The sequence below is a fragment of the Pseudomonas sp. RG1 genome (assembly GCF_025910115.1).
In the GTDB taxonomy this organism is placed as follows: Bacteria; Pseudomonadota; Gammaproteobacteria; order Pseudomonadales; family Pseudomonadaceae; genus Aquipseudomonas; species Aquipseudomonas atacamensis.
This window is the reverse complement of record NZ_JAPCIK010000043.1, coordinates 44756-68715: the sequence shown is the minus strand read 5'-3', so window position 1 is coordinate 68715 and position 23960 is coordinate 44756. Positions and strand designations below refer to the sequence as shown.

At 59.9% G+C, this 23960-nt stretch carries 24 protein-coding genes and 1 tRNA gene; 15 read left to right on the top strand and 10 right to left on the bottom strand.

Features of this window, described 5'->3' with window-relative positions:
- Window positions 1–16 precede the first annotated feature (16 nt).
- The 15 genes from OK411_RS21830 to nadA all read left to right on the top strand — a co-directional run bounded on the left by OK411_RS21830 (window position 17) and on the right by nadA (window position 11736).
- The gene (locus OK411_RS21830) at window positions 17–763 is read left to right on the top strand and encodes a YebC/PmpR family DNA-binding transcriptional regulator (protein WP_076563942.1); all 747 of its coding nucleotides are present in this window, start codon (window positions 17–19) and stop codon (window positions 761–763) included.
- A 155-nt stretch (window positions 764–918) separates the two neighbouring features.
- Window positions 919–1446, top strand: a complete 528-nt coding sequence (gene ruvC / locus OK411_RS21825; protein WP_016773501.1) for a crossover junction endodeoxyribonuclease RuvC — start codon at window positions 919–921, stop codon at window positions 1444–1446.
- A 114-nt stretch (window positions 1447–1560) separates the two neighbouring features.
- Window positions 1561–2169 (top strand): Holliday junction branch migration protein RuvA, encoded by a 609-nt coding sequence (gene ruvA, locus OK411_RS21820; protein ID WP_024014088.1) that lies wholly within the window; start codon window positions 1561–1563, stop codon window positions 2167–2169.
- The gene (ruvB, locus tag OK411_RS21815; RefSeq protein ID WP_024014087.1) at window positions 2170–3231 is read left to right on the top strand and encodes a Holliday junction branch migration DNA helicase RuvB; all 1062 of its coding nucleotides are present in this window, start codon (window positions 2170–2172) and stop codon (window positions 3229–3231) included.
- A 127-nt stretch (window positions 3232–3358) separates the two neighbouring features.
- Entirely contained in the window at window positions 3359–3826 is a 468-nt protein-coding gene (gene ybgC / locus OK411_RS21810; RefSeq protein ID WP_016773503.1) for a tol-pal system-associated acyl-CoA thioesterase, read from the top strand.
- Window positions 3816–4511 carry a protein TolQ gene (gene tolQ / locus OK411_RS21805; protein WP_008080223.1) on the top strand — a complete coding sequence of 232 codons (696 nt, stop codon included), beginning with the start codon at window positions 3816–3818 and terminating at the stop codon, window positions 4509–4511. Before ybgC ends, tolQ begins: the two co-directional genes overlap by 11 nt.
- A gap of 23 nt (window positions 4512–4534) precedes the next feature.
- On the top strand, window positions 4535–4987 hold the full coding sequence (gene tolR / locus OK411_RS21800) for a protein TolR (protein WP_160767866.1): 453 nt from the start codon (window positions 4535–4537) through the stop codon (window positions 4985–4987).
- On the top strand, window positions 4987–6063 hold the full coding sequence (gene tolA / locus OK411_RS21795; RefSeq protein WP_016773505.1) for a cell envelope integrity protein TolA: 1077 nt from the start codon (window positions 4987–4989) through the stop codon (window positions 6061–6063). Before tolR ends, tolA begins: the two co-directional genes overlap by 1 nt.
- 17 nt (window positions 6064–6080) lie before the next feature.
- A complete protein-coding gene (gene tolB, locus OK411_RS21790) occupies window positions 6081–7361 on the top strand; it encodes a Tol-Pal system beta propeller repeat protein TolB (protein ID WP_016773506.1) in 1281 nt (426 codons plus the stop codon).
- A 52-nt stretch (window positions 7362–7413) separates the two neighbouring features.
- Window positions 7414–7911 carry a peptidoglycan-associated lipoprotein Pal gene (gene pal, locus OK411_RS21785; RefSeq protein WP_003178634.1) on the top strand — a complete coding sequence of 166 codons (498 nt, stop codon included), beginning with the start codon at window positions 7414–7416 and terminating at the stop codon, window positions 7909–7911.
- 6 nt (window positions 7912–7917) lie between these two features.
- Window positions 7918–8757, top strand: a complete 840-nt coding sequence (gene ybgF, locus OK411_RS21780; protein WP_024014085.1) for a tol-pal system protein YbgF — start codon at window positions 7918–7920, stop codon at window positions 8755–8757.
- A 167-nt stretch (window positions 8758–8924) separates the two neighbouring features.
- The gene (gene queE / locus OK411_RS21775; RefSeq protein WP_016770671.1) at window positions 8925–9572 is read left to right on the top strand and encodes a 7-carboxy-7-deazaguanine synthase QueE; all 648 of its coding nucleotides are present in this window, start codon (window positions 8925–8927) and stop codon (window positions 9570–9572) included.
- 1 nt (window position 9573) lies between these two features.
- Window positions 9574–10266 (top strand): 7-cyano-7-deazaguanine synthase QueC, encoded by a 693-nt coding sequence (gene queC, locus OK411_RS21770; RefSeq protein ID WP_217878729.1) that lies wholly within the window; start codon window positions 9574–9576, stop codon window positions 10264–10266.
- A gap of 63 nt (window positions 10267–10329) precedes the next feature.
- Window positions 10330–10405 (top strand) — tRNA-Lys (locus tag OK411_RS21765).
- 272 nt (window positions 10406–10677) lie between these two features.
- Window positions 10678–11736: a quinolinate synthase NadA gene (gene nadA / locus OK411_RS21760; RefSeq protein ID WP_024014083.1), complete on the top strand. Its 1059-nt coding sequence runs from the start codon at window positions 10678–10680 to the stop codon at window positions 11734–11736.
- A gap of 177 nt (window positions 11737–11913) precedes the next feature.
- Here the strand turns inward: nadA and OK411_RS21755 are convergent, their stop codons facing one another.
- The 10 genes from OK411_RS21755 to OK411_RS21705 form a co-directional block, all read right to left on the bottom strand.
- Window positions 11914–12402, bottom strand: coding sequence for an RDD family protein (locus OK411_RS21755; RefSeq protein WP_016773510.1), 489 nt, complete (start codon window positions 12400–12402; stop codon window positions 11914–11916).
- Window positions 12403–12499: 97 nt separating this feature from the next.
- Window positions 12500–12712, bottom strand: a complete 213-nt coding sequence (locus OK411_RS21750; protein ID WP_003227496.1) for a cold-shock protein — start codon at window positions 12710–12712, stop codon at window positions 12500–12502.
- Window positions 12713–13115: 403 nt separating this feature from the next.
- Entirely contained in the window at window positions 13116–14240 is a 1125-nt protein-coding gene (gene gcvT / locus OK411_RS21745; protein ID WP_264365676.1) for a glycine cleavage system aminomethyltransferase GcvT, read from the bottom strand.
- A 110-nt stretch (window positions 14241–14350) separates the two neighbouring features.
- Complete coding sequence (locus tag OK411_RS21740) at window positions 14351–15727, bottom strand: L-serine ammonia-lyase (RefSeq protein WP_024014080.1); 1377 nt, start codon at window positions 15725–15727, stop codon at window positions 14351–14353.
- Window positions 15728–15929: 202 nt separating this feature from the next.
- A complete protein-coding gene (gene gcvP, locus OK411_RS21735; protein ID WP_206421671.1) occupies window positions 15930–18782 on the bottom strand; it encodes an aminomethyl-transferring glycine dehydrogenase in 2853 nt (950 codons plus the stop codon).
- 11 nt (window positions 18783–18793) lie between these two features.
- Entirely contained in the window at window positions 18794–19177 is a 384-nt protein-coding gene (gene gcvH / locus OK411_RS21730; protein ID WP_039758162.1) for a glycine cleavage system protein GcvH, read from the bottom strand.
- Between the two features lie 450 nt (window positions 19178–19627).
- Window positions 19628–21136: a sigma-54-dependent transcriptional regulator gene (locus OK411_RS21725; RefSeq protein ID WP_264365675.1), complete on the bottom strand. Its 1509-nt coding sequence runs from the start codon at window positions 21134–21136 to the stop codon at window positions 19628–19630.
- A 246-nt stretch (window positions 21137–21382) separates the two neighbouring features.
- On the bottom strand, window positions 21383–21745 hold the full coding sequence (locus OK411_RS21720) for a DUF5064 family protein (RefSeq protein ID WP_264365674.1): 363 nt from the start codon (window positions 21743–21745) through the stop codon (window positions 21383–21385).
- 63 nt (window positions 21746–21808) lie between these two features.
- Window positions 21809–22738, bottom strand: coding sequence for a carbamate kinase (arcC, locus tag OK411_RS21715; RefSeq protein WP_136492856.1), 930 nt, complete (start codon window positions 22736–22738; stop codon window positions 21809–21811).
- Window positions 22739–22929: 191 nt separating this feature from the next.
- On the bottom strand, window positions 22930–23940 hold the full coding sequence (locus OK411_RS21705; RefSeq protein WP_024014074.1) for an ornithine carbamoyltransferase: 1011 nt from the start codon (window positions 23938–23940) through the stop codon (window positions 22930–22932).
- Window positions 23941–23960 lie beyond the last annotated feature (20 nt).

The following is a 23960-nucleotide window of genomic DNA, read 5'->3' as shown; positions in this document are numbered from 1 at the left end:
GCATTCGGAGCAAGTTATGGCAGGTCATTCCAAGTGGGCAAACATCAAGCACCGCAAAGAACGTCAGGATGCCAAGAGGGGCAAGATCTTCACCAAGTGGATCCGTGAACTGACCGTTGCGGCCCGTCAGGGTGGCGGTGATCCGGGTTCCAACCCGCGTCTGCGTCTGGCTCTGGACAAGGCGTTGAGCGCCAACATGAGTCGCGACATCATTGACCGTGCCGTCGCGCGCGGTGCCGGCGCCACTGAAGCGGACAACGTTGAAGAGCTGACCTATGAAGGCTACGGCCCGGGCGGTGTGGCGGTGATGGTCGAGTGCATGACTGACAACCGCAACCGTACCGCCGCAGCGGTGCGTCACGCGTTCAGCAAGTGTGGCGGCAACCTCGGCACCGACGGTTCGGTGGCCTATCTGTTCGAGCGCAAGGGCCAGATCAGTTTCGCCCCGGGTGTCGATGAAGACGCACTGACCGAAGCGGCGCTGGAAGCCGATGCTGATGACGTGGTCACCCACGACGACGGTTCGATCGATGTGTTCACCTCGTTCACCGGTTTCTATGCGGTGCGCAACGCGCTGGAAGCGGCCGGGTTCAAGGGCGATGATGCGGAAATCGTCATGCAGCCGACCACCAGCGCCGAGCTGGATCTGGAAGGGGCGGAGAAGGTGCTCAAGCTGATCGACATGCTTGAGGATCTGGATGACGTGCAGAACGTCTACTCCAATGCGGACATCCCGGAAGACGTCGCCGCTCAGCTTGGCTGATAAGCGACTAGTCTTCCCTGTGGGAGCGAGCCTGCTCGCGAAAGCGGTGTGTCATTCAGCACCTGTATCTGCTGACATACCGCCTTCGCGAGCAGGCTCGCTCCCACATTTGCTATTGGCTGTCAGGTAAATCGTTTTATGAATCTGCAGGCGTTATGACTCTAATTCTTGGTATCGACCCCGGTTCACGCATCACCGGTTACGGGATCGTTCGCGATACCGGGCGCGGCGGCTGCATCTATGTGGCCTCGGGCTGCATTCGCACCGGCTCCGGCGAGCTGCATGAACGTCTGCAGATCGTCTATCGCGGCGTGCGCGAAATCATCAAGACCTACGGCCCGGTGACCATGGGCATCGAAAAGGTGTTCATGGCGAAAAACGCCGACTCGGCGCTGAAGCTCGGACAGGCGCGGGGCGCTGCGATTGTCGCCGGCGCCGAAGAGTGTCTGGAAATCGCCGAGTACACCGCCACGCAAGTCAAACAGGCCGTCGTCGGCACCGGTGCGGCCAATAAGGAGCAGGTGCAGATGATGGTCATGCACATGCTCAAGTTGACCAGCAAGCCGCAGATCGACGCCTCCGACGCCCTCGCGATCGCCATTTGCCATGCGCACACGCGCTCAAGCCTGCTGCCGCACGGGCTGGGAACCGCACGCAGTCGTGGCGGGCGCCTGCGTCTCTGATAGCATCAGCATCAATTTTCCTGAAAGTGGCTTTGCGGTGCCTGTGTTGCCGGCGCGCAAGCCACCTTCAATCGTCGCCAGCCCACGGCTGGCCAGCGCTCAAGGATTCAAAACGTGATTGGACGCTTGCGCGGCACCCTGGCTGAGAAACAGCCGCCGCACCTGATTCTCGATGTCAATGGCCTCGGCTATGAGGTGGAAGTGCCGATGACCACGCTTTATCGGTTGCCGTCGGTCGGTGAACCGCTGACCCTGCACACCCATTTGGTCGTACGCGAAGATGCGCAATTGCTCTATGGTTTTGCCGGCAAGCGTGAGCGAGACTTCTTTCGCGAGCTGATCCGGCTCAACGGCGTCGGACCGAAACTGGCGCTGGCGTTGATGTCGAGCCTGGAAGTCGATGAGCTGGTGCGCTGCGTGCAGTCTCAGGACACTTCGGCGTTGACCAAGGTGCCGGGGGTTGGCAAGAAGACCGCCGAGCGTCTGCTGGTGGAATTGAAAGATCGCTTCAAGGCCTGGGAAACCTCGCCGGCGATGTTCGCGCTGGTGCCGAATCAGCCGGACGGCCCGGCGCCGGTCAACAGCGCCGAGACCGATGCGGTCAGCGCGTTGATCTCGTTGGGCTACAAGCCGCAGGAAGCGAGCAAGGCGATTTCCGCGATCAAAGACAAGAACCTGAGCAGCGAAGACCTGATCCGCCGCGCTCTGAAGGGAATGATTTAAGTGATTGAAGCTGATCGTCTGATCGCCGCCGCGCACAGCCCGCGCGAGCGCGAAGAAGTCCAGGACCGGGCCATCCGCCCGGTCAGCCTGGCCGACTACATTGGCCAGCCGACCGTGCGCGAGCAGATGGAGCTGTTCATCCAGGCTGCCCGTGGCCGCAGTGAATCCCTCGATCACACCCTGATCTTTGGCCCACCGGGGCTGGGCAAGACCACGCTGGCCAACATCATTGCCCAGGAAATGGGTGTGTCGATCAAGAGCACCTCCGGGCCAGTGCTGGAACGCCCGGGTGATCTGGCCGCGTTGCTGACCAATCTTGAGCCGCACGACGTGTTGTTCATCGACGAAATCCATCGTCTGTCGCCGATCGTTGAAGAAGTGCTGTACCCGGCGATGGAAGATTTCCAGCTCGACATCATGATTGGCGAGGGGCCGGCGGCGCGTTCGATCAAACTCGATCTGCCGCCGTTCACTCTGGTCGGCGCCACCACCCGCGCCGGCATGCTGACCAATCCGCTGCGTGATCGCTTCGGTATCGTCCAGCGCCTGGAGTTCTACAGCACAGCGGATCTGGCAACCATCGTCAGTCGTTCGGCGGCGATTCTCGGTCTGCCGCTGGACCCGGAAGGTTCGTTCGAGATCGCCCGTCGCGCCCGTGGCACGCCGCGAATTGCCAACCGTCTGCTGCGACGGGTGCGCGACTTTGCCGAAGTCCGCGCCAAGGGTCACATCACCAAAGCGGTGGCGGATCTGGCGCTGAACCTGCTGGATGTCGACGAGCACGGTTTCGATCATCAGGATCGACGCCTGCTGCTGACCATGATCGAGAAGTTCGACGGCGGCCCGGTCGGTATCGACAGTCTGGCGGCGGCGATCAGTGAAGAACGCCACACCATTGAAGACGTGCTCGAACCGTATCTGATCCAGCAGGGCTATATCATGCGCACGCCACGGGGCAGGGTGGTGACGCGGCATGCCTATTTGCATTTCGGTTTGAATGTTCCGTCACGCATGGGCGAGATGCCCGTGGCAGACGAGTTTCTCGACGCCGTCGACGATTGATACACATTTGTTGGTGATTTATTCAGGGTTTGTACTGTCAGACGACGGTACTTTTGCGTTAAAGCTTTGAAACCACGAAAAACAGTTGTCTGGCCGGATTGGCAACCTGAGGAGTAAGCACTAGAGTATGCGCGCGCAAAACGGGCTTGAGCCGTTCGCACATCGTTGTCGCGTTTATTACGAGGACACCGATGCGGGCGGCATCGTGTATTACGTTAATTACCTCAAGTTTATGGAACGGGCTCGAACCGAGCGGCTACGGAAACTGGGCTTTGCCCAATCTGTGCTTGCCGGAGAGGACCTGTTGTTCGTCGTGCATTCCAGCGAAGCGCGCTACCACGCGCCGGCGCGACTGGACGACGAATTGCTGGTAAGCGCTGATGTAATCGAATTGAACCGTGCCAGCCTGCGCTTCAAACAGCAGGTCAGGCGGGCCACGGATAATGTGCTGCTCTGCGAAGGGCAGTTTTTGGTGGCCTGCGTGCGCACCGACAGTTTGAAACCCCGGGCCCTTCCCGAAGACCTGCGTGCGGCCTTCGCCGACGCGGTCGGCCCGGGTACACACTCAAAGCAGGAGATAAAGCGTGGAAGCTAACGTCGTCGACCATTCCTCCATGTGGAGCCTGGTCAGCAATGCCAGCATCGTGGTGCAGTTGGTAATGTTGACCCTGGTGGCCGCATCGGTGACCTCATGGATCATGATCTTTCAGCGCAGCAACTTGCTGCGTGCCGGTCGACGCGCCCTGGAGAGCTTCGAAGAGCGCTTCTGGTCCGGTATCGACCTGTCCAAACTGTACCGTCAGGCTGGCAGCAACCCTGATCCGGATTCGGGCGTGGAGCAGATCTTTCGTGCCGGTTTCAAGGAATTCTCCCGTCTGCGGCAGCAGCCAGGTGTCGATCCTGAAGCCGTGATGGAAGGTGTCGCCCGTGCCATGCGCGTGGCCATCTCGCGCGAAGAAGAGAAGCTCGAGCAGAGCCTGCCGTTCCTCGCCACCGTCGGTTCGGTCAGCCCGTACATCGGTCTGTTCGGTACCGTGTGGGGGATCATGAACTCCTTCCGCGGTCTGGCCAGCGCTCAGCAAGCGACCCTCGCCACCGTTGCTCCGGGTATCGCCGAAGCCCTGATCGCCACCGCGATCGGCCTGTTCGCTGCGATCCCGGCGGTCATCGCTTACAACCGTTTTGCTGCGCGCAGCGAAACCTTGCTGGGCCGCTACTACACCTTCGCCGATGAATTCCAGGCGATCCTGCACCGCAAAGTGCACACCAGCGAAGAATAAGCAGGTATTTCCCGATGGCTTTAATCGCTCGAGCTCGCAAAAAGCGCAAGCCGGTCGCCGAGATGAACGTGGTGCCCTACATCGACGTGATGTTGGTGCTGCTGGTCATCTTCATGGTGACCGCGCCGATGCTCAATCAGGGCGTGAAAGTTGATCTGCCCAAGGTTTCCAGCGAAGCCTTGCCGCAGGACAACAACACCCAGGTCCTGACCATTTCGATCAAGGCTGACAAGACCTACTACTGGAACCTTGGCAGCGAAGTCGACACCGAGAAGCAACAGGACAGGGCCATGACCCTGCCACAGATGACTGACGCGGTGACCAAGATCATCCGCGCCGGCACCGAGGGCGGCAAACGCACCCAGGTGTTCATTCGTGGTGACAAGACTGTCGACTACGGCGCCGTCATGGGTGCCATGGGCGGGTTGCAGAAAGCCGGGGTCGGTAACGTTGGTCTGATTACCGAGGCCCCCTGATGCAGCAACAGCGAGAGCCGTCCGCCTCGGAAAGCTACTTCTGGCCTAGTGTTCTGGCAATCGTCCTGCACGTGCTGGTGTTCGGCATGCTGTTCGTCAGTTTTGCCTTCACGCCCGAACTGCCGCCGGCCAAGCCGATTGTCCAGGCGACTCTATACCAGCTGAAATCGAAAAGTCAGGCGACCACCCAGACCAATCAGAAGATTGCGGGTGAGGCGAAGAAATCCGCCGCGCGCCAGACCGAAGTCGAACAGATGGAACAGAAAAAGATCGAGCAGGAAGCGGTGAAGGCGGCGGAACAAAAGAAAGAGGAAGCGGCTCAAAAGGCCGAGGAAGCCAAGAAGGCCGACGAGGCGAAGAAAGCGGACGAAGCGAAAAAGGCTGATGAAGCCAAGAAAGCCGACGACGCGAAGAAAGCCGAAGCGAAAAAGGCCGAAGAGAAACAATTGGCTGATATAGCCAAGAAGAAGGCCGAAGACGAAGCGAAGAAGGCTGCTGAGGAAGAGGCGAAGAAAGCCGCTGCCGAAGAAGCCAAGAAGAAGATCGTCGAAGACGCGAAGAAGAAAGCCGCCGAAGACGCCAAGAAGAAAGCTGAAGCTGAAGAGGCGAAGAAGAAAGTCGCCGAAGACGCGAAGAAGAAAGCTGCTGCCGATGCTGCGAAGAAGAAAGCGCAGGAAGCGGCACGCAAATCTGCCGAAGACAAAAAGGCCCAGGCCCTGGCAGATCTGCTTTCCGACACGCCGCAGCGTCAGCAGGCCCTGGCCGATGAGCAGGGTGACGAGGTTGCCGGCAGTTTCGATGACCTGATTCGCGCTCGCGCAGCGGAAGGCTGGGCTCGTCCTCCTTCGGCGCGCAAAGGCATGACGGTCGTGCTGCAAATCGGCATGTTGCCGGACGGCACGGTGACTTCGGTCAGCGTGGCCAAGTCCAGCGGTGACGGTCCGTTCGATGCTTCGGCAGTCGCGGCAGTGAAGAATATTGGACGTTTGACAGAAATGCAGGGAATGAAGCCGAGCGATTTCGCTCCGTATCGTTCATTCAAGATGACATTCACACCTGAGGATCTAGCCTTGTGAGAAACCTTCTTCGAGGAATGCTGGTCGTGATCTGCTGCATGGCAGGGATCGCGGCGGCAGATGAAAAGAACATTCTGGTCACCAGCGGCAGCGACCGGGCCACTCCGATCGCCGTCGTACCGTTCGGCATGCAGGGCGGTGCCGTGCTGCCGGATGACATGGCTGAAATCATTGGCAACGATTTGCGCAACTCGGGCTATTACTCGCCGATTCCGAAAGCCAACATGATCAGCCAGCCAAGCCAGCCGAGCGAAATCATCTTCCGTGACTGGAAGGCGGTGGGTGCTCAGTACATGATGGTCGGCAGCATCGCTCCAGCGGGCGGTCGCCTGCAGGTGCAGTGGGCACTGTTCAACGTCGCCACCGAGCAGAAAGTGGCGGACGGCAGTGTTTCCGGTACGACCGACCAGATCCGTGACATGGCGCACTTCATCTCCGATCAGTCGTTCCAGAAGCTGACCGGCATTGAAGGTGCCTTCTCGACGCGCCTGCTGTACGTGACGGCCGAGCGTTTCTCCGAGAAGAACACCCGTTACACCCTCCAGCGCTCCGACTATGACGGTGCCCGCGCAGTGACTCTGCTGCAATCGCGCGAGCCGATCCTGTCGCCGCGTTTTGCACCAGACGGCAAGCGTATCGCCTACGTGTCGTTCGAGCAGAAGCGTCCGCGCATCTTCATGCAGAACATCGACACCGGTCGCCGTGAGCAGATCACCAACTTCGAAGGCCTCAACGGCGCGCCAGCCTGGTCGCCGGACGGCAATCGCCTGGCGTTCGTGCTGTCGAAAGACGGTAACCCGGACATCTACGTAATGAACCTCGGTTCGCGTCAGATCAGCCGCGTAACCAATGGCCAGGGCATCAATACCGAACCGTTCTGGGGCAAGGATGGCTCGACCATCTATTTCACCTCGGACCGTGGCGGCAAGCCGCAAATCTATAAAACCAGCGTCGGTGGCGGTGGTGCCGAGCGTGTGACGTTCGTGGGCAACTACAACGCCAACCCGAAACTTTCGGCTGATGAAAAGACTTTGGTGATGATCCATCGTCAGGATGGCTTCACCAATTTCAAGGTGGCAGCTCAGGATCTGCAGCGGGGTAGTGTAAAGATCCTCACTGATAGCACTCTGGACGAGTCACCTACTGTTGCGCCCAACGGCACCATGGTAATCTACGCCACCCGCCAACAGGGCCGGGGAGTCTTGATGCTCGTGTCCATTAATGGGCGCGTGAGGCTCCCGCTTCCTACCGCTCAAGGCGAAGTCAGAGAACCGTCCTGGTCCCCTTACCTGAAGTGAGCGGGCGCTACACGTTTTACTTAACACACTGGGGTTCATTAGGAGTTTCACGATGGAAATGCTGAAGTTTGGTAAATTTGCTGCGCTGGCTCTGGCCATGGCTGTAGCTGTAGGTTGCTCGTCCAAAGGCGGCGACAACGCCGGTGAAGGCGCTGTTGATCCAAACGCTGGTTACGGCGCAAACACTGGTGCCGTTGACGGTTCCCTGAGCGAAGAAGCTGCTCTGCGCGCAATCACCACCTTCTACTTCGAATACGACAGCTCGGACCTGAAGCCAGAAGCCATGCGCGCTCTGGACGTTCACGCCAAAGACCTGAAAGCAAACGGCGCTCGCGTTGTTCTGGAAGGCAACACCGACGAACGTGGTACTCGTGAGTACAACATGGCACTGGGCGAGCGTCGTGCGAAAGCCGTTCAGCGCTACCTGGTACTGCAAGGTGTTTCCCCAGCTCAGCTGGAACTGGTTTCCTACGGCGAAGAGCGTCCAGTTGCTACCGGCAACGACGAGCAGTCCTGGGCCCAGAACCGTCGCGTCGAACTGCGTAAGTAATTCGATATGCGAACGTGCCGTCGTGCTGTAACTGTTCTGGCTCTCAGCCTCGCGCCGCTTGCGGCGTGGGCTGCGGTTCCTGTGGTCGATGACAACTCCGGTTATAACAATAGCGGGAGCAGTTATCCGCCTGCGGGTTACGGTACGAACGGCGCCTATGCCGGGGGAGCGGCTTCGGCCCCTGCCTCGGCACAAGGCATGCTGTTCAACCAATTGCAACAGATGCAGGATCAGATCTCGCGCCAACAGGGCGTGATCGAAGAACTGCAGAATCAGGTTTCGCGCATGAAGCAGGAATCCCTGGAGCGATACCAGGATCTTGATCGGCGCATAGGATCCGGCGTTGCACCAGCCGCGACTCCCGAGAATTCTTCTGCCGGTGGCGATGCAAGTGCTGCTGCCGGTGCTGCCGCAGGCGCGGGTGCTGCTGCGGCAGCCCAGGCACCTGCCGCGGGTAGCGAACCGGCTGATCCGGCCAAGGAAAAGCTGTATTACGATGCCGCTTTCGACCTGATCAAAGCCAAGGATTTCGACAAGGCCAGCCAGGCCTTCGCCGCTTTCCTGCGCAAATACCCCAACAGCCAATACGCGGGCAACGCCCAGTACTGGTTGGGCGAAGTGAACCTGGCCAAGGGTGATCTGCAAGGTGCAGGTCAGGCCTTTGCCAAGGTTTCGCAGCTGTATCCCAAGCACAACAAAGTGCCGGACTCGCTGTACAAGCTGGCTGACGTAGAGCGCCGCCTCGGTCACACCGACAAGGTCAAAGGCATTCTGCAGCAGGTGGTGTCCCAATATCCGGGCACTTCCGCCGCGCAGCTGGCCCAGCGTGATTTACAGCGCATGTAAGCCTGTTCATCCGTGTTTTGAAGAAACCCGCGCTTGTCGCGGGTTTTTTCGTTAGAATTCACGCCCTTTTTCTGAAACACGCTTCTTGTGGTCTACGCGTTGGCGGGATTGCCTGAAGTGCCTGACGGAGGCGGACAGCCTGTTTAGCTGTTACGCCCGTGGCGACTATGCAAGACACATTGAGAATTACCGAAGTTTTCTACTCCTTGCAGGGTGAAACTCGGACTGCCGGGCTGCCCACGGTTTTCGTGCGCCTGACCGGTTGCCCGTTGCGTTGCCAGTACTGCGATAGCGCTTACGCGTTCAGCGGCGGCACCGTCCGCACCCTCGACGACATCCTTGAGCAAGTGGCCGGATATCGTCCGCGCTACGTTTGTGTCACCGGCGGTGAGCCGTTGGCTCAGCCGAATGCCATTCCTTTGCTTGAGCGGTTGTGTGATGCCGGCTACGAGGTGTCGCTGGAAACCAGCGGCGCCCTAGACGTATCCGCTGTCGATCCGCGTGTCAGTCGCGTCGTCGATCTGAAAACGCCGGGCTCGAAAGAAGCCCACCGAAACCGTTACGAGAACATCGAACTGCTGACCCGCAACGATCAGGTGAAGTTTGTCATCTGCTCGCGGGAAGACTACGACTGGGCGGTCTCCAAGCTGATCCAGTACGGTCTCGACCAGCGCGCCGGCGAAGTACTGTTTTCGCCGAGTCACCACGACCTGAATGCTCGGGAACTGGCGGACTGGGTAGTGGCGGATAACCTGCCGGTACGCCTGCAATTGCAGCTGCATAAATATCTTTGGAACGACGAGCCGGGGCGCTGAGATGACTGAACAACTGAACACCACTGAAAAACGTGCAGTCATTTTGCTGTCCGGCGGCCTCGACTCGGCCACCGTCGTGGCGATGGCACGCGCCGAAGGCTACGCCTGCTACACCATGAGCTTCGATTACGGCCAGCGGTCCCATGCCGAATTGCATGCCGCCGCCCGGGTGGCTCGCGATCTGGGTGTGGTCGAGCACAAGGTCATCGGGCTGAACCTCAATGGCATGGGCGGCTCGGCGCTGACCGACACCAGCATCGACATTCCGGAAGAGCTGGGCGAAGGCATTCCGGTGACTTACGTGCCGGCGCGCAACACGGTGTTCCTGTCGTTGGCATTGGGTTGGGCCGAAGTGCTCGGCGCCCGCGACATCTTCATCGGCGTCAATGCAGTGGATTATTCCGGCTACCCGGATTGCCGTCCCGAGTTCATCGAATCGTTCGAGCGCATGGCCAATCTGGCGACCAAGGCTGGCGTGGAAGGCAATGGCTTCCGCATCCAGGCGCCGCTGCAGAACCTGAGCAAAGCGCAGATCGTTCAGGCCGGCGTTAAGCTCGGCGTTGATTACGGTCTGACGGTTTCCTGCTATCAGGCAGACGATGAAGGCCGCGCTTGCGGCAAATGCGACAGCTGCCGCCTGCGCGCTGAAGGCTTTGCTGCGGCGGGTGTAAGCGATCCAACCCCTTATTTTTGATCTTTTTCAAAAAAGGTGTTGAATAGTCCTTAAAAATCAGTATTATACGCGCCACCACACAGCGGGTCGTTAGCTCAGTTGGTAGAGCAGTTGGCTTTTAACCAATTGGTCGTAGGTTCGAATCCCACACGACCCACCATATTTGGCGGTTTAGAAAATCCGGAAGGCCCACGAAAGTGAGGATTTCCGGGTTTTTTTTTGCCTGCGATTCGGGCGTTCGATGTTTCAGCGCGGCCACACCTGACGCAGGTCAGAATCATCTTTTGTATCAACGGGATATTCTGTAGCCTTGCGCAGCTTCAACGCTGTCCCGTGCCTGATGATACTCACTCTCCCGGCGGTACCCTCTAGTGGTCCGGAGCCGGGTGTATACTCGACTTTCGCGCGAATGCGCCTGCAGGTCTTGCGAACATGACGCAGATTTCCGAACGCCTTCTGGTTCAAGCCCACCTCGACGCCAAACAGCCGAAACCGCTGACGGCAGAAGAGGAGGCTTATTACCGTTCCGCCATCGCCGCCGAGCTCAGGGCTCAGGACGCGGTGCTGGTCGCCCACTTCTATTGCGATCCGGTGATTCAGGCCCTGGCCGAAGAAACCGGCGGCTGTGTTTCCGACTCCCTGGAAATGGCCCGCTTCGGCAACGCCCATCCGGCCAAGACCGTGGTGGTCGCCGGCGTCAAGTTCATGGGCGAGACGGCAAAAATTCTCAATCCGGAAAAACGCGTGCTGATGCCAACTCTGGAGGCGACCTGCTCGCTGGACCTGGGATGCCCGGTCGATGAGTTCTCGGCGTTCTGCGACCAGCACCCGGAACGTACCGTGGTGGTGTATGCCAACACTTCCGCCGCCGTGAAGGCTCGGGCTGACTGGGTGGTGACTTCGAGCTGCGCACTGGAGATCGTCGAAAGCCTGATGGACAACGGCGAGACGATCATCTGGGGCCCGGACAAGCACCTGGGCACTTACATTCAGCGCAAGACCGGTGCCGACATGCTGCTTTGGGACGGTGCCTGCATCGTCCACGAAGAGTTCAAGTCCAAGCAGCTCGAAGACATGAAGGCGCTGTACCCGGACGCAGCGATTCTGGTACATCCCGAGTCGCCGACTTCGGTGATCGAGCTGGCGGACGCGGTCGGTTCTACCAGTCAGTTGATCGCCGCCGCGCAAAGCCTGCCGAACAAGACCCTGATCGTCGCCACCGACCGTGGCATCTTCTACAAGATGCAGCAGCTGTGCCCGGACAAGGTCTTCATCGAAGCGCCTACCGCCGGTAACGGCGCGGCGTGCCGCAGTTGCGCACATTGCCCGTGGATGGCCATGAACACCCTTGAGCGCACGCTCAAGAGTTTGAAGGAAGGCACCAACGAGATCTTTGTCGATCCGGCGCTGATTCCCCAGGCGATTCGCCCGTTGAAGCGCATGCTCGACTTCACCCAGGCAGCGCGGATGAAGCTGGCCGGTAACGCCTGAGTACCCTTTGTAGAAGTGAGTCCTGTGGTGAGGGGATTTATCCCCGTTCGGCTGCGTAGCAGTCGTTAAGCAACGCACGCGGTGTGTCTGATACGCCGCGGTGGTTGATTTTGGGGCGGCTTCGCCACCCAACGGGGATAAATCCCCTCACCACAGGCCGACTCTTGAGTATGGAAATTATTTGCTCTTCTTAGGGATTCGCACCACACGGGTATCCGAATAGATGTCATGCCAGGTGCGCTTCTGCTTGTCGAACAGCGACCAGAAGAAACCCAACCCGATACACAACCACGACGCGATCGACACCATAAAGCGCAACAGCGCCTGCCAAAGGCTGATGGCCGTGCCGTTGGCGTTCTGCACGCGGATGCCCCACACCTGCATGCCCAGTGTCTGCCCGCCATGGGTCCAGAACTTGGCGAAGAAGCCGAACAATACCAACAGCAGCACCGTGGAATACAGCGGATCACCATCGAGCTGGCCGGCGTCGGTCATCACCCGCAGCCGTTCTTCGCCAATGATCGCGGCCTGGATCAACTTGTAGATGAATCCGGTGACGATCAGCAGAGCGGTGCACAGCAGGAAGTCGTAGAACATCGCCGCCAGACGACGACCGAGAGCAACGGGAGGAAAGTCCCCTTGCGGCGTGAGCAGGTGTTTCGACATGGCAGCCTCAAGGCGTGAATGGAAGCGCCATTTTACGGATTAGCGCGCACAAAAAAGCCCCTGATATCAATATCAGGGGCTTTTTCGTACCAGAAGATCAGGCTTCTGCTTGTACTTCGTCAGCCTGCATGCCTTTCTGGCCTTGCACAGCGACGAAAGTCACTTTCTGGCCTTCTTTCAGGCTCTTGAAGCCGTTGCCCTGAATGGCGCGGAAATGTACGAACAGATCCGGACCGCTTTCTGGAGTGATAAAACCAAAACCTTTCTCGTCGTTAAACCACTTGACGGTACCGCTCTGACGTGTGGACATTTCTTATTTCCTTTGACGCATAAATTGATGACAGCCCCTTTCACATGAAAGAGTACTGGAGCTGGTTGCAAGGAGTAAGAAGACGTCGAGCGGGATGTAGCTAACTTGTAGGCTACTGCCCAGGTCACGATTCCAAGCTGACCCATGCAAACACAGTGGACAAACTCTACGCCAACTACGGGAGAAAAAACAAGCCCTGGGAAGGCCCCGGTTTTACTGCTCTTCATGGCAGTTCGTCAGCAAACTAGTTCAGTCTTAGACGATTGTCTGGTTCTTTTTTCAGCAAGCGTTATAAGCAACGTTCATATTCGAAACGGATGTTAGAAAACGCACTGTTTTATGGCGATTGCGTTACACATTAGTGCACGTTTAACGCAATCGCGTTACTTATAGAAACAGTCGATCAACCGCGATAGTAGCGTTGTGGAACAAATGGCATTTTGCTTACAAGCATTTGCACCTTTTTCCCACGGACGATGGCCCACACGGGTGTATCGAGTGCGACGTAAGCGTTGTCGAGGTAACCCATCGCCAATGGCCCGCCCAAAGTCGGACCAAAGCCACCGCTGCAGACGCTGCCGATGATCTCGCCGGCCTCGTTGACGATTTCTGCGCCTTCACGCACCGGGGTGCGCTCCTGCGGCAGCAGGCCGACGCGTTTGCGTGCCACGCCATTTTGTTGCTGCGCGAAAATTTGCTCGGCGCCCGGGAAGCCCCCGGCCCGTGCGCCATCGGCGCGGCGGGGCTTGGAGATCGCCCACAGGAGGCTGGCTTCGATCGGTGTGGTCTCGGTGTTCATATCATGGCCGTACAGGCACAGGCCGGCTTCCAGACGCAGCGAGTCGCGGGCGCCAAGGCCGATGGCCTGGACCTCTGGCTCGGCGAGCAGGGCGCGGGCTAGTTTCTCCGCTTCAGCGGCCGGTACCGAGATTTCGAAACCGTCTTCACCGGTGTAGCCCGAACGGCTGACAAAGCAGTCCACGCCCAGCAACGACACACGGTTGAACTGCATGAACGTCATCTTCGCCACGTCCGGCGCAAGACGCGCCAGCACTGTGACGGCTGCCGGACCTTGCAGGGCGAGCAGGGCGCGCTCTTCGAACAGCGCCGTAATGGTGCACTGATCGCCGATGTGTTTTTGCAGATGCGCGAGATCCTGATCCTTGCACGCGGCGTTGACCACCAGGAACAACTCGTCGTTACCGAGGTTGGCAACCATCAGGTCATCGAGGATGCCGCCGCTTTCGTTGGTGAACATCGCATAACGCTGCATGCCCACCGGCAGGTCGATGATGTCCACCGGCACCAGGGTTTCTAGGGCTTTGGCCGCATTGGCACCGGTCAGGCGAATCTGGCCCATGTGCGAGACATCGAACAACCCGGCTTGCTCGCGGGTGTGCTGGTGTTCTTTCATCACGCCGAGCGGGTATTGCACGGGCATGTCGTAGCCAGCGAACGGCACCATGCGCGCGCCGAGTTCGAGGTGCAGTGCGTGTAGCGGGGTTTTCGAGAGTTGTTCGGTGGACATGCATGGCTCCTTTGAATTTGGGTTGCGGGTGAGAGGCAAGATCAAGAGCCCCTCACCCCAGCCCTCTCCCGGAGGGAGAGGGGGCTAGTTACGTTTGGCTGAGTTCGTAATCAGCATTCGATAATGTTGACCGCCAGGCCGCCGCGGGCGGTTTCCTTGTATTTGCTTTTCATGTCGGCGCCGGTCTGGCGCATGGTGCGGATGACTTTGTCGAGGGAGACGAAATGCTGGCCGTCGCCACGCATGGCCATGCGCACCGCGTTGATGGCTTTCACCGAACCCATCGCGTTGCGCTCGATGCACGGGACTTGTACCAGGCCGCCGATCGGGTCGCAGGTCAGGCCGAGGTTGTGTTCCATGCCGATTTCCGCGGCGTTCTCGACTTGTTGCACGCTGCCGCCGAGCACTTCGCACAGAGCGCCGGCCGCCATCGAACAGGCCACACCGACTTCACCCTGACAACCGACTTCGGCGCCGGAGATCGAAGCGTTTTCCTTGTAGAGAATGCCGATTGCGGCAGCGGTCAGCAGAAAGCGCACGACGCCATCGTCATTCGCGCCGGGGATAAAACGCATGTAGTAATGCAGCACCGCCGGAATGATTCCCGCCGCGCCATTGGTGGGCGCAGTAACCACGCGCCCGCCGTTGGCGTTTTCTTCGTTGACCGCCAACGCATAAAGATTGACCCAGTCGAGCACCGACAGCGGATCGCGCAGCGCCGATTCCGGGTTCTTGCACAATTGCCGATGCAGCGCCGCCGCCCGGCGTTTGACCTTCAAGCCGCCCGGCAAAATGCCTTCGTTACGGCAACCAGCGGCAACGCAGTCCTGCATCACCTGCCAGATTTTCAGCAGGCCGGCGCGGGTTTCGGCTTCAGGACGCCAGGCGCTCTCGTTGGTCAGCATCACCTGGCTGATCGACAGGCCATAGGTGGCGCAATGACCGAGCAAGTCCTTGGCGCTTTTGAAGGGGAAGGTCAGTGGCGTGGCGTCTTCGACGATGCGATCGGCGCCGGCGGCATCTTCATCGACAACGAAACCACCGCCGACCGAGTAGTACTCGCGACTGCGGATCTGAATCCCCGCTGCGTCGAAGGCGCGAAAGATCATGCCGTTGGGGTGATAGGCCAACGGTTTGCGGATCATCGCCAGATGTTCTTTCTCGTTGAACGCGATGTTGTGTTCACCGAGCAGATTCAGTCGGCCATTGCCGCGAATTTCTTGCAGGCGCGCGGCGACGGTCTCGGTGTCGACAGTGTCCGGGTGTTCGCCTTCGAGGCCGAGCAGCACGGCTTTGTCGCTGCCGTGTCCTTTACCGGTAGCGCCGAGCGAACCGTACAGCTCGACACGGACGCTGGCGGTGCTGGTCAGCAGGTTTTCCCGGCGCAGCCCTTCGGCGAAACGCGCAGCAGCACGCATCGGGCCGACGGTGTGGGAACTGGAGGGACCGATGCCAATCTTGAACAGGTCGAACACGCTTAACGACATGAGTGGTTCTCCGGTTTCTTGTTATGGGGATTGGCTGATCTTCGGGCTTAGCACATTCCCTGTGGGAGCGAGCTTGCTCGCGAAGGCGCAGTGTCAGTCACATCGAGGTTGGCTGACCTACCGCTTTCGCGAGCAAGCTCGCTCCCACAGGGTTTTGTGGTGTTGTGGAGAAAGGGGCGGGCGAACCCGCCCCCTCATTCCATTAAGCGTAGCTTTCGATCGACGGGCAGGCGCACACCAGGTTGCGATCGCCGAAGACGTTGTCGACGCGGCCGACCGGCGGCCAGTATTTGCCTTCGATCAGCGACGCGACCGGGTACACCGCTTGCTCGCGGCTGTACGGGTGGGTCCATTCGCCAACCAGTTCTGCTGCGGTGTGCGGGGCGTTTTTCAGTGGGTTGTCTTCCTTGTCCAGAGTGCCGTTTTCCACTGCGCGGATTTCTTCGCGGATGCGGATCATCGCGTCACAGAAGCGGTCCAGTTCTTCCTTGGATTCGCTTTCGGTCGGCTCGATCATCAGCGTGCCGGCGACCGGGAACGACATGGTCGGCGCATGGAAGCCGAAGTCGATCAGGCGTTTGGCAACGTCATCGACGCTGATGCCGCTGCTGTCTTTGAGCGGACGCAGATCGAGAATGCACTCGTGCGCCACCAGGCCGTTGCTGCCGGTGTACAGCACTGGGTAATGCTCTTCGAGGCGACGGGAAATGTAGTTGGCATTGAGGATCGCCAGTTGCGAAGCGCGCTTCAGACCAGCGCCACCCATCATGCGGATGTACATCCAGGTGATCGGCAGAATGCTCGCGCTGCCGAACGGTGCCGCGCAGACCGCGCCCTCCTTGCGTTCCATCTGGCCGTGGCCCGGCAGGAACGGGGTCAGGTGCGATTTGACGCCGATCGGGCCGACGCCCGGGCCGCCACCGCCGTGCGGGATGCAGAAGGTTTTGTGCAGGTTCAGGTGCGAGACGTCGCCGCCGAACTTGCCTGGTGCGCAGAGGCCGACCATGGCGTTCATGTTGGCGCCGTCGATGTACACCTGGCCGCCGTTGTCGTGAATGATCGCGCAGATCTCGCGGATGCCTTCTTCGAACACGCCGTGGGTCGACGGGTAGGTGATCATCAGCGCGGCGAGGTGTTCGCGGTGCTCGATGGCTTTGGCGCGCAGGTCTTCAATGTCGACGTTGCCACGGGCATCGCACGCGGTGACGACCACGCGCATGCCAGCCATTTGCGCGGTGGCCGGGTTGGTGCCGTGAGCCGACGACGGGATCAGGCAGATGTCGCGGCGCTCATCGCCTCGGCTCTGGTGGTAGGCGCGGATCGCCAGGAGACCTGCGTATTCACCTTGCGAACCGGCGTTCGGCTGCAGCGAAATCGAGTCGTAACCGGTGGCGGCGCAGAGCATCGCTTCCAGCTCATCGGTCAGTTGCTGATAACCGGCGCTTTGTGCGGCCGGGGCGAACGGGTGCAGCGCACCGAATTCGGCCCAGGTCACCGGGATCATTTCGCTGGCGGCGTTGAGTTTCATGGTGCACGAGCCCAGCGGGATCATGGTGCGATCCAGCGCCAGGTCCTTGTCCGCCAGTTTGCGCAGGTAGCGCATCAGCTCGGTTTCCGAGTGATAACGGTTGAACACCGGGTGGCTGAGGATCGGCGACTGGCGCACCAGCTCAGCAGGAATGGTGCTCTGCACCGAGGTGGCCAGCGCAGCGAAGTCCGGCAGGGTCTTGCCGTCGGCGAACAGGCCCCACAGGGTTTCGATATCAGCCTGAGTGGTGGTTTCGTCGACCGACAGGCCCAGACGTTCAGCGTCGATCACACGCAGGTTGATCTGCTGAGCGTGCGCCTTGTCGTGCAGCGCGGCGGTGTGTGCGCCGGTAGCAACGGTCAGGGTGTCGAAGAAGTTTGCCTGCTCGACTTGAGCGCCCAGCGCGGTCAGGCCCTTGGCCAGAATCGCGGTCAGGTGATGCACACGGTTGGCGATCTGGGTCAGGCCTTTCGGGCCGTGGTAAACGGCGTACATGCTGGCAATGTTGGCCAGCAGCACTTGGGCGGTGCAGATGTTCGACGTGGCCTTCTCGCGGCGGATGTGTTGCTCGCGGGTCTGCATCGCCAGACGCAGCGCTGGCTTGCCGAAACGGTCAACCGAGACACCGACCAGACGGCCCGGCATGTCGCGCTTGAACGCATCTTTAGTCGAGAAATAAGCGGCGTGCGGGCCACCGAAGCCCAGCGGCACGCCGAAGCGTTGCGCCGAACCGATGGCGACGTCGGCACCGAATTCGCCCGGTGCGGTCAGCAGCGTCAGGGCCAGCAAATCAGCGGCCACAGCGACCAAAGCGTTGGCGGCGTGGAAACGCTCGGTCAGCTCGCGGTAGTCGAACACATCACCGTTGCTCGCCGGATATTGCAGCAGCGCGCCAAAGAACGGCGTGACGTCAGTCAGTTCGCGCTCATCACCCACGACCACGTCAATACCCAGCGGCTCGGCACGGGTGCGCAGCACGTCGAGGGTTTGCGGATGGCTGTGGATCGAGGCGAAGAACTGGTGGCTGCCCTTGTTCTTGCTCAGGCGTTTGCAGAAGGTCATGGCTTCGGCAGCGGCGGTGGCTTCGTCGAGCAGCGAGGCGTTGGCGATCGGCAGGCCGGTAAGGTCGCTGATCATGGTCTGGAAGTTCAGCAGCGCTTCGAGACGGCCCTGGGAAATTTCTGGTTGGTACGGGGTGTAAGCGGTGTACCAGGCCGGATTTTCCAGCAGGTTGCGCAGGATCGGCGACGGCGTGTGGCAGTTGTAGTAGCCCTGGCCGATGTAGGTTTTGAAGAGTTGGTTTTTGCCAGCGATGGATTTGATCATCGCCAGGGCGTCGGCCTCGCTGAGGCCGTCGTCCATGCCCAGCACGCTGGTGCCCTTGATGCTTTCCGGGATGACGCTGGCGCTCAGGGCTTCGAGGGAATCGAAGCCGAGGCTGTTGAGCATGGCTTGCTCGTCACCGGCGCGCGGGCCGATGTGACGGGCGATGAATTCGTTGGCGGTACCGAGATTGATGGCGGTCATGGGGTAATTCCTCAGGCTTCGGCTTGGGCTTTGATCAGGCGGTCGTAAGCGTCCTGATCGAGCAATTTGCCGACAGCGGCGGCGTCGCTTGGCTGAAAGCGGAAGAACCAGCCTTCGCCCAGCGGATCTTCGTTGACCAGCTCAGGAGCGTCTTGCAGCGCCGGGTTGACTTCCAGCACGTCGCCATCGAGCGGCATGTACACGCCGCTGGCGGCTTTCACCGATTCCACGGTGGCGGCTTCTGCGCCTTTTTCGTAAGCCTGCAGCTCAGGCAGTTGCACGAACACCACGTCGCCCAGGGCGTTCTGCGCGAATGCGGTGATGCCGACAGTGACACTGCCGTCGGCTTCGGTGCGCAGCCATTCGTGATCTTCAGTAAAACGCAACTCGCTCATGGAAACTCCTCAGGGGCCAGACTCGTCTGGTGGACGCGGTGGAAAGCTTGGGGCGGGGAAGCCCTTTATAGATGAGAAGGCAGGTAGCAAGAATGCGGCCAAGGTTGATTTATCTATATAAATCAATGGATTGAGTGGTTTTTGTATTTATTGGAATGTTGCAGTTGTAGCGAAATCGCTACAGCTTCGGGCGAGGAGAAAAGCTTAATCGGATCAAAGCGTTGCGCAGCGCTGGTCACAGGCGGGTGTAGCGATATCGTTCCGCTGTAGCGCTTTCGGTACAGATGGAGGTCGTTTTTGGACGGATTTCGAATCCGCCATAAATCCTGTGGGAGCGAGCCTGCTCGCGAAGACGGTGTGTCAGGCGCCAGCTATTTTGCTGATAGACCGCTTTCGCGAGCAGGCTCGCTCCCACATGGGGAATTTCCTGCAATAGGGATGCGTGGTGAGTCAGGGTTTATTGGGAATGCCGTACTTGCGCAATCGGTGGGCAATGGCGGTGTGCGAGGTCTGCAAGCGGCTCGCCAATTGCCGGGTCGAGGGGTAGCTGACGTAGAGCTTTTCCAGCAGCTCTCTCTCGAACGATTCGACCGCTTGCTCGAGGCTGTCGACATCGGTATCGGCCTGGCGCGCCACCGAAGTGCCGGCGATGTCGAGGTCGCCGATATCGACCAGGCTGCTCTCGCAAATCGCCGCCGCACGGAAAATCACGTTCTGCAATTGCCGCACGTTGCCCGGCCAGCGATTGCCGAGCAGCGCCGGATAAGTCCCCGGTGCCAGGCGGCAGACCGGGCGCTGGATCTGCGCGCAGGCCTGCTGCATGAAGTAGCGCGCTAGCAGCAGGATGTCCTGACCGCGTTCACGCAGCGGCGGCACTTCGACGTTGAGCACGTTGAGGCGATAGAACAGGTCCTCGCGGAACAGGCCTTCGCTGACCATTTTTTCCAGATCGCGGTGGGTCGCGCTGAGGATGCGCACGTTGACCTTTACTTCCCGATCACCACCGACGCGGCGGAAGCTGCCGTCGTTGAGAAAACGCAGGAGTTTGGCCTGCAAGTACGGCGACATCTCGCCGATTTCATCGAGAAACACCGTGCCCTGGTTGGCCAGTTCCATCAGCCCCGGTTTACCGCCACGCGCCGCGCCAGTGAAGGCGCCGGGGGCGTAGCCGAACAGTTCGCTTTCGGCGAGGTTTTCCGGCAGCGCTGCGCAGTTCAACGCCAGAAAAGGAGCACTGTGCCGCGCACTGATCGCGTGACAGGCGCGGGCCACCAATTCTTTGCCAGTGCCGGTTTCGCCTTGAATCAACAGCGGTGCATCAAGGGCGGCGACGCGTTGCGCGCGGGCCTTGAGTGTGCGGATCGCCGGGGATTCGCCGAGCAGGGCGTCGAAGCCTTCGGCGTGATCGTGGTGCAGTGCCGAGAGTTGTTCGCCGATGCGGTTCGGTTGATACAGGGTCAGCAGGGCGCCGGCGTCGGTGATCGGCGTGGCGTCGAGCAGCAGGGTCTGGCCATTGACAGTGATTTCGCGCAACGGCAGGCGAAAGCCGTTTTCCAGCAGGATATCGAGCAGGCCGGGATCATTGAACAGCGCCGAGACGCTTTCGCCGGCCGGTTCGCGACCGTACAGGGCAATCAGCGCCGGGTTGGCCAGCAGCACCTTGCCGGCGCTGTCGAGGGCCAGCACCGGGTCGGTCATCGCCGCGAGCAGGGCATCTAGCTGCAGATGCCGACGCTGGCCGGGGAGGATATCGACCACGGTCACCGCTTCCACGCCGAGCACGCGAAACAGCGCGTCTTTGAGTTCTTCGAGCACTTGCGGGCTGAGGGTCGGCGCGTCGATGTAGACGTTCGGCGGGATCATCTCCACCGCATCCAGATTGAGATTGCGCCCACCGAGGATAGCCAGGACTTCCTGGGTGATGCCGACGCGGTCGATGAAGCTGACGTGAATACGCATGGGGGCGGTTCAGTGATCTGCAGAGCGGAGGGGGGCAAGTATGCCTTAAATCAACAACCCCCTCACCCCAGCCCTCTCCCGGAGGGAGAGGGAGCCGACCGAGGTTTCTGAGGTTATGCATCGACCTGAAAGTACCGGGCGATTATGGATTCAGTGATGCAGGATCAGTTCGACGCAATGCTGCAGCATCCCCCAATCGGTTCCCTCTCCCTCCGGGAGAGGGCTAGGGTGAGGGGCTTTTGATTTTTATTCGAAATGCTCGAGGTTCACCGGATCCCCCGACTGCATATTCAACTTCTGCCGAATGTCTTCAAACATCAGATCGTAATGCTTGTGCACCGAACCGATCTGGCTGTGGGCCTTGGGGATTCCGTACTTCTCGGCGATCCGGGTCACGTCGCGGGCGAAGTTGTAGGCCTCTTCCTTGGGCAGGAAAAACACCTCCTTCACGTCCTTGCCCTGCATGCTGCCGTGCAGGGTGAACTGAATCCCTTTGCCTTTCTGCGGGTCGGTGAACACTTCATAGTCGAGGCAGACGTTGTAATTGACGTCATCGTCGGTCAACGCGTGCCGCTCGATATGCAGATGACCGGGTTCGAATTGGGCCATTGAGCTACTCCTTTCAAGGCATGGGCGCGGGGCAGGCATTGAGTCTGCCCCGGCGTTTTATTGTTATCGGTAGCTGATTCCCGGCTTCGCCGTGCTGACCCGCGTACCGGCGGTGCCCTGGACGATGGCTTCGATATCGGCCAGCGAACCGATCACCGCAACCTTGCCAGTATGGCGCGCGAATTCACAGGCTGCCTGCACCTTCGGCCCCATCGAGCCGGCGGCGAACCCGAGGCGCTCAAGTTCGTCCGGATGGGCTTCGGCGATGGCTTTCTGCGTCGGCTTGCCGTAATCGATGAACGCTGCGTTGACGTCAGTGGCGATCACCAGCAGGTCGGCTTCCAGTTGCTCGGCAAGCAACGACGAACACAGATCCTTGTCGATCACCGCCTCGATGCCCTTGAGGTTGCGCTGCTCGTCGTACATGGTCGGAATACCGCCGCCACCAGCGCAAATGACGATGCTGCCCTTGTCCAGCAGCCACTTGATCGGGCGGATTTCGAAGATGCGTTTCGGCCGTGGACTGGCGACGACGCGACGGAATTTGTCGCCATCCGGGGCAATCGCCCAGCCTTTTTCGGCGGCGAGTTTTTCCGCTTCGGCTTTCTCGTAGACCGGGCCGATCGGCTTGCTCGGCTTCTTGAAAGCCGGGTCGTTGGCATCGACTTCAACCTGGGTCAGCAGGGTGGCGAACGGCACTTCGAAGTCGAGCAGATTGCCCAGTTCCTGTTCGATGATGTAGCCGATCATGCCTTCGGTTTCAGCGCCGAGCACGTCTAGCGGGTAGGGGGTGACAGAGGTGTAGGCCGCCGCTTGCAGCGACAGCAGACCGACTTGCGGGCCATTGCCGTGAGCGATGACCAGTTGGTTGCCGGGATGGATCTTGGCGATTTGCTCGGTGGCGATGCGGATGTTGGCGCGCTGGTTGTCAGCGGTCATCGGCTCACCACGGCGGAGCAGGGCGTTACCGCCCAGGGCTACGACGATACGCATGGTGCAATCCTTCTAAGCAGAGGAATGACAAACGATTCGATCTCCCTGCCGGAACCGGAATCCCTGTGGGAGCGAGCCTGCTCGCGAAGGCGTCAGATCAGTCGACATCGCTGTTGAATGACCCACCGCTTTCGCGAGCAGGCTCGCTCCCACATTGGGTTTCCGGTTCCTTCAGTGGGAGCGCTGTGGCGTTAGAGATCAGCCAAGGTCGAGACCAGAATCGCCTTGATCGTGTGCATGCGGTTTTCCGCTTGCTCGAAGGCGATGCAGGCTGGCGACTCGAACACGTCGTCGGTCACTTCGATGCCGTTTTTCAGGTGCGGATACTGCTCGGCGATTTGTTTGCCGACCTTGGTGTCGCTGTTGTGGAAGGCCGGCAGGCAGTGCATGAACTTGGTACGCGGGTTGCCGGTGGCTTTCATCAGGTCGGCGTTGACCTGATACGGCAGCAGTTGCTGGATACGCTCGGCCCAGGCTTCCACCGGTTCACCCATCGACACCCAGACGTCGGTGTGAATGAAGTCCACGCCTTTGACCGCTTCTTTCGGATCTTCGGTGAGGGTGATGCGTGCGCCACTTTCCTCGCCGTACTTTTTGCAGCGCGCCACCAGATCGTCCAGCGGCCACAGCGCTTTCGGTGCGCAGATGCGCACGTCCATGCCCAGTTTGGCGCCGATCAGCAGCAGCGAGTTGCCCATGTTGTTGCGCGCGTCGCCCAAGTAGGCGTAGCTGATTTCGTGGATCGGCTTGTCAGCGTGTTCACGCATGGTCAGCACGTCGGCGATCATCTGGGTCGGGTGATATTCATCGGTCAGGCCGTTGAACACCGGCACGCCGGCGAACTTGGCCAGCTCTTCGACGATTTCCTGTTTGAAGCCACGGTACTCGATGGCGTCGTACATGCGCCCGAGCACGCGGGCGGTGTCCTTCATGCTTTCCTTGTGGCCGATTTGCGACGAGTTCGGGTCGATGTAAGTGACGTTGGCGCCTTGGTCATAGGCCGCCACTTCGAAGGCACAACGGGTACGGGTCGAAGTTTTCTCGAAAATCAGGGCGATGTTGTTGCCCTTCAGATGCTGTTGCTCGGTGCCGGTGTATTTCGCGCGTTTCAGATCACGGGACAGGTCGAGCAGGTAACGCAGCTCACGTGGGGTGTGGTGTTCCAGGCTGAGCAGGTTACGGTTGTGAATGTTAAACGCCATGATGATTCTCCTTGGATTCG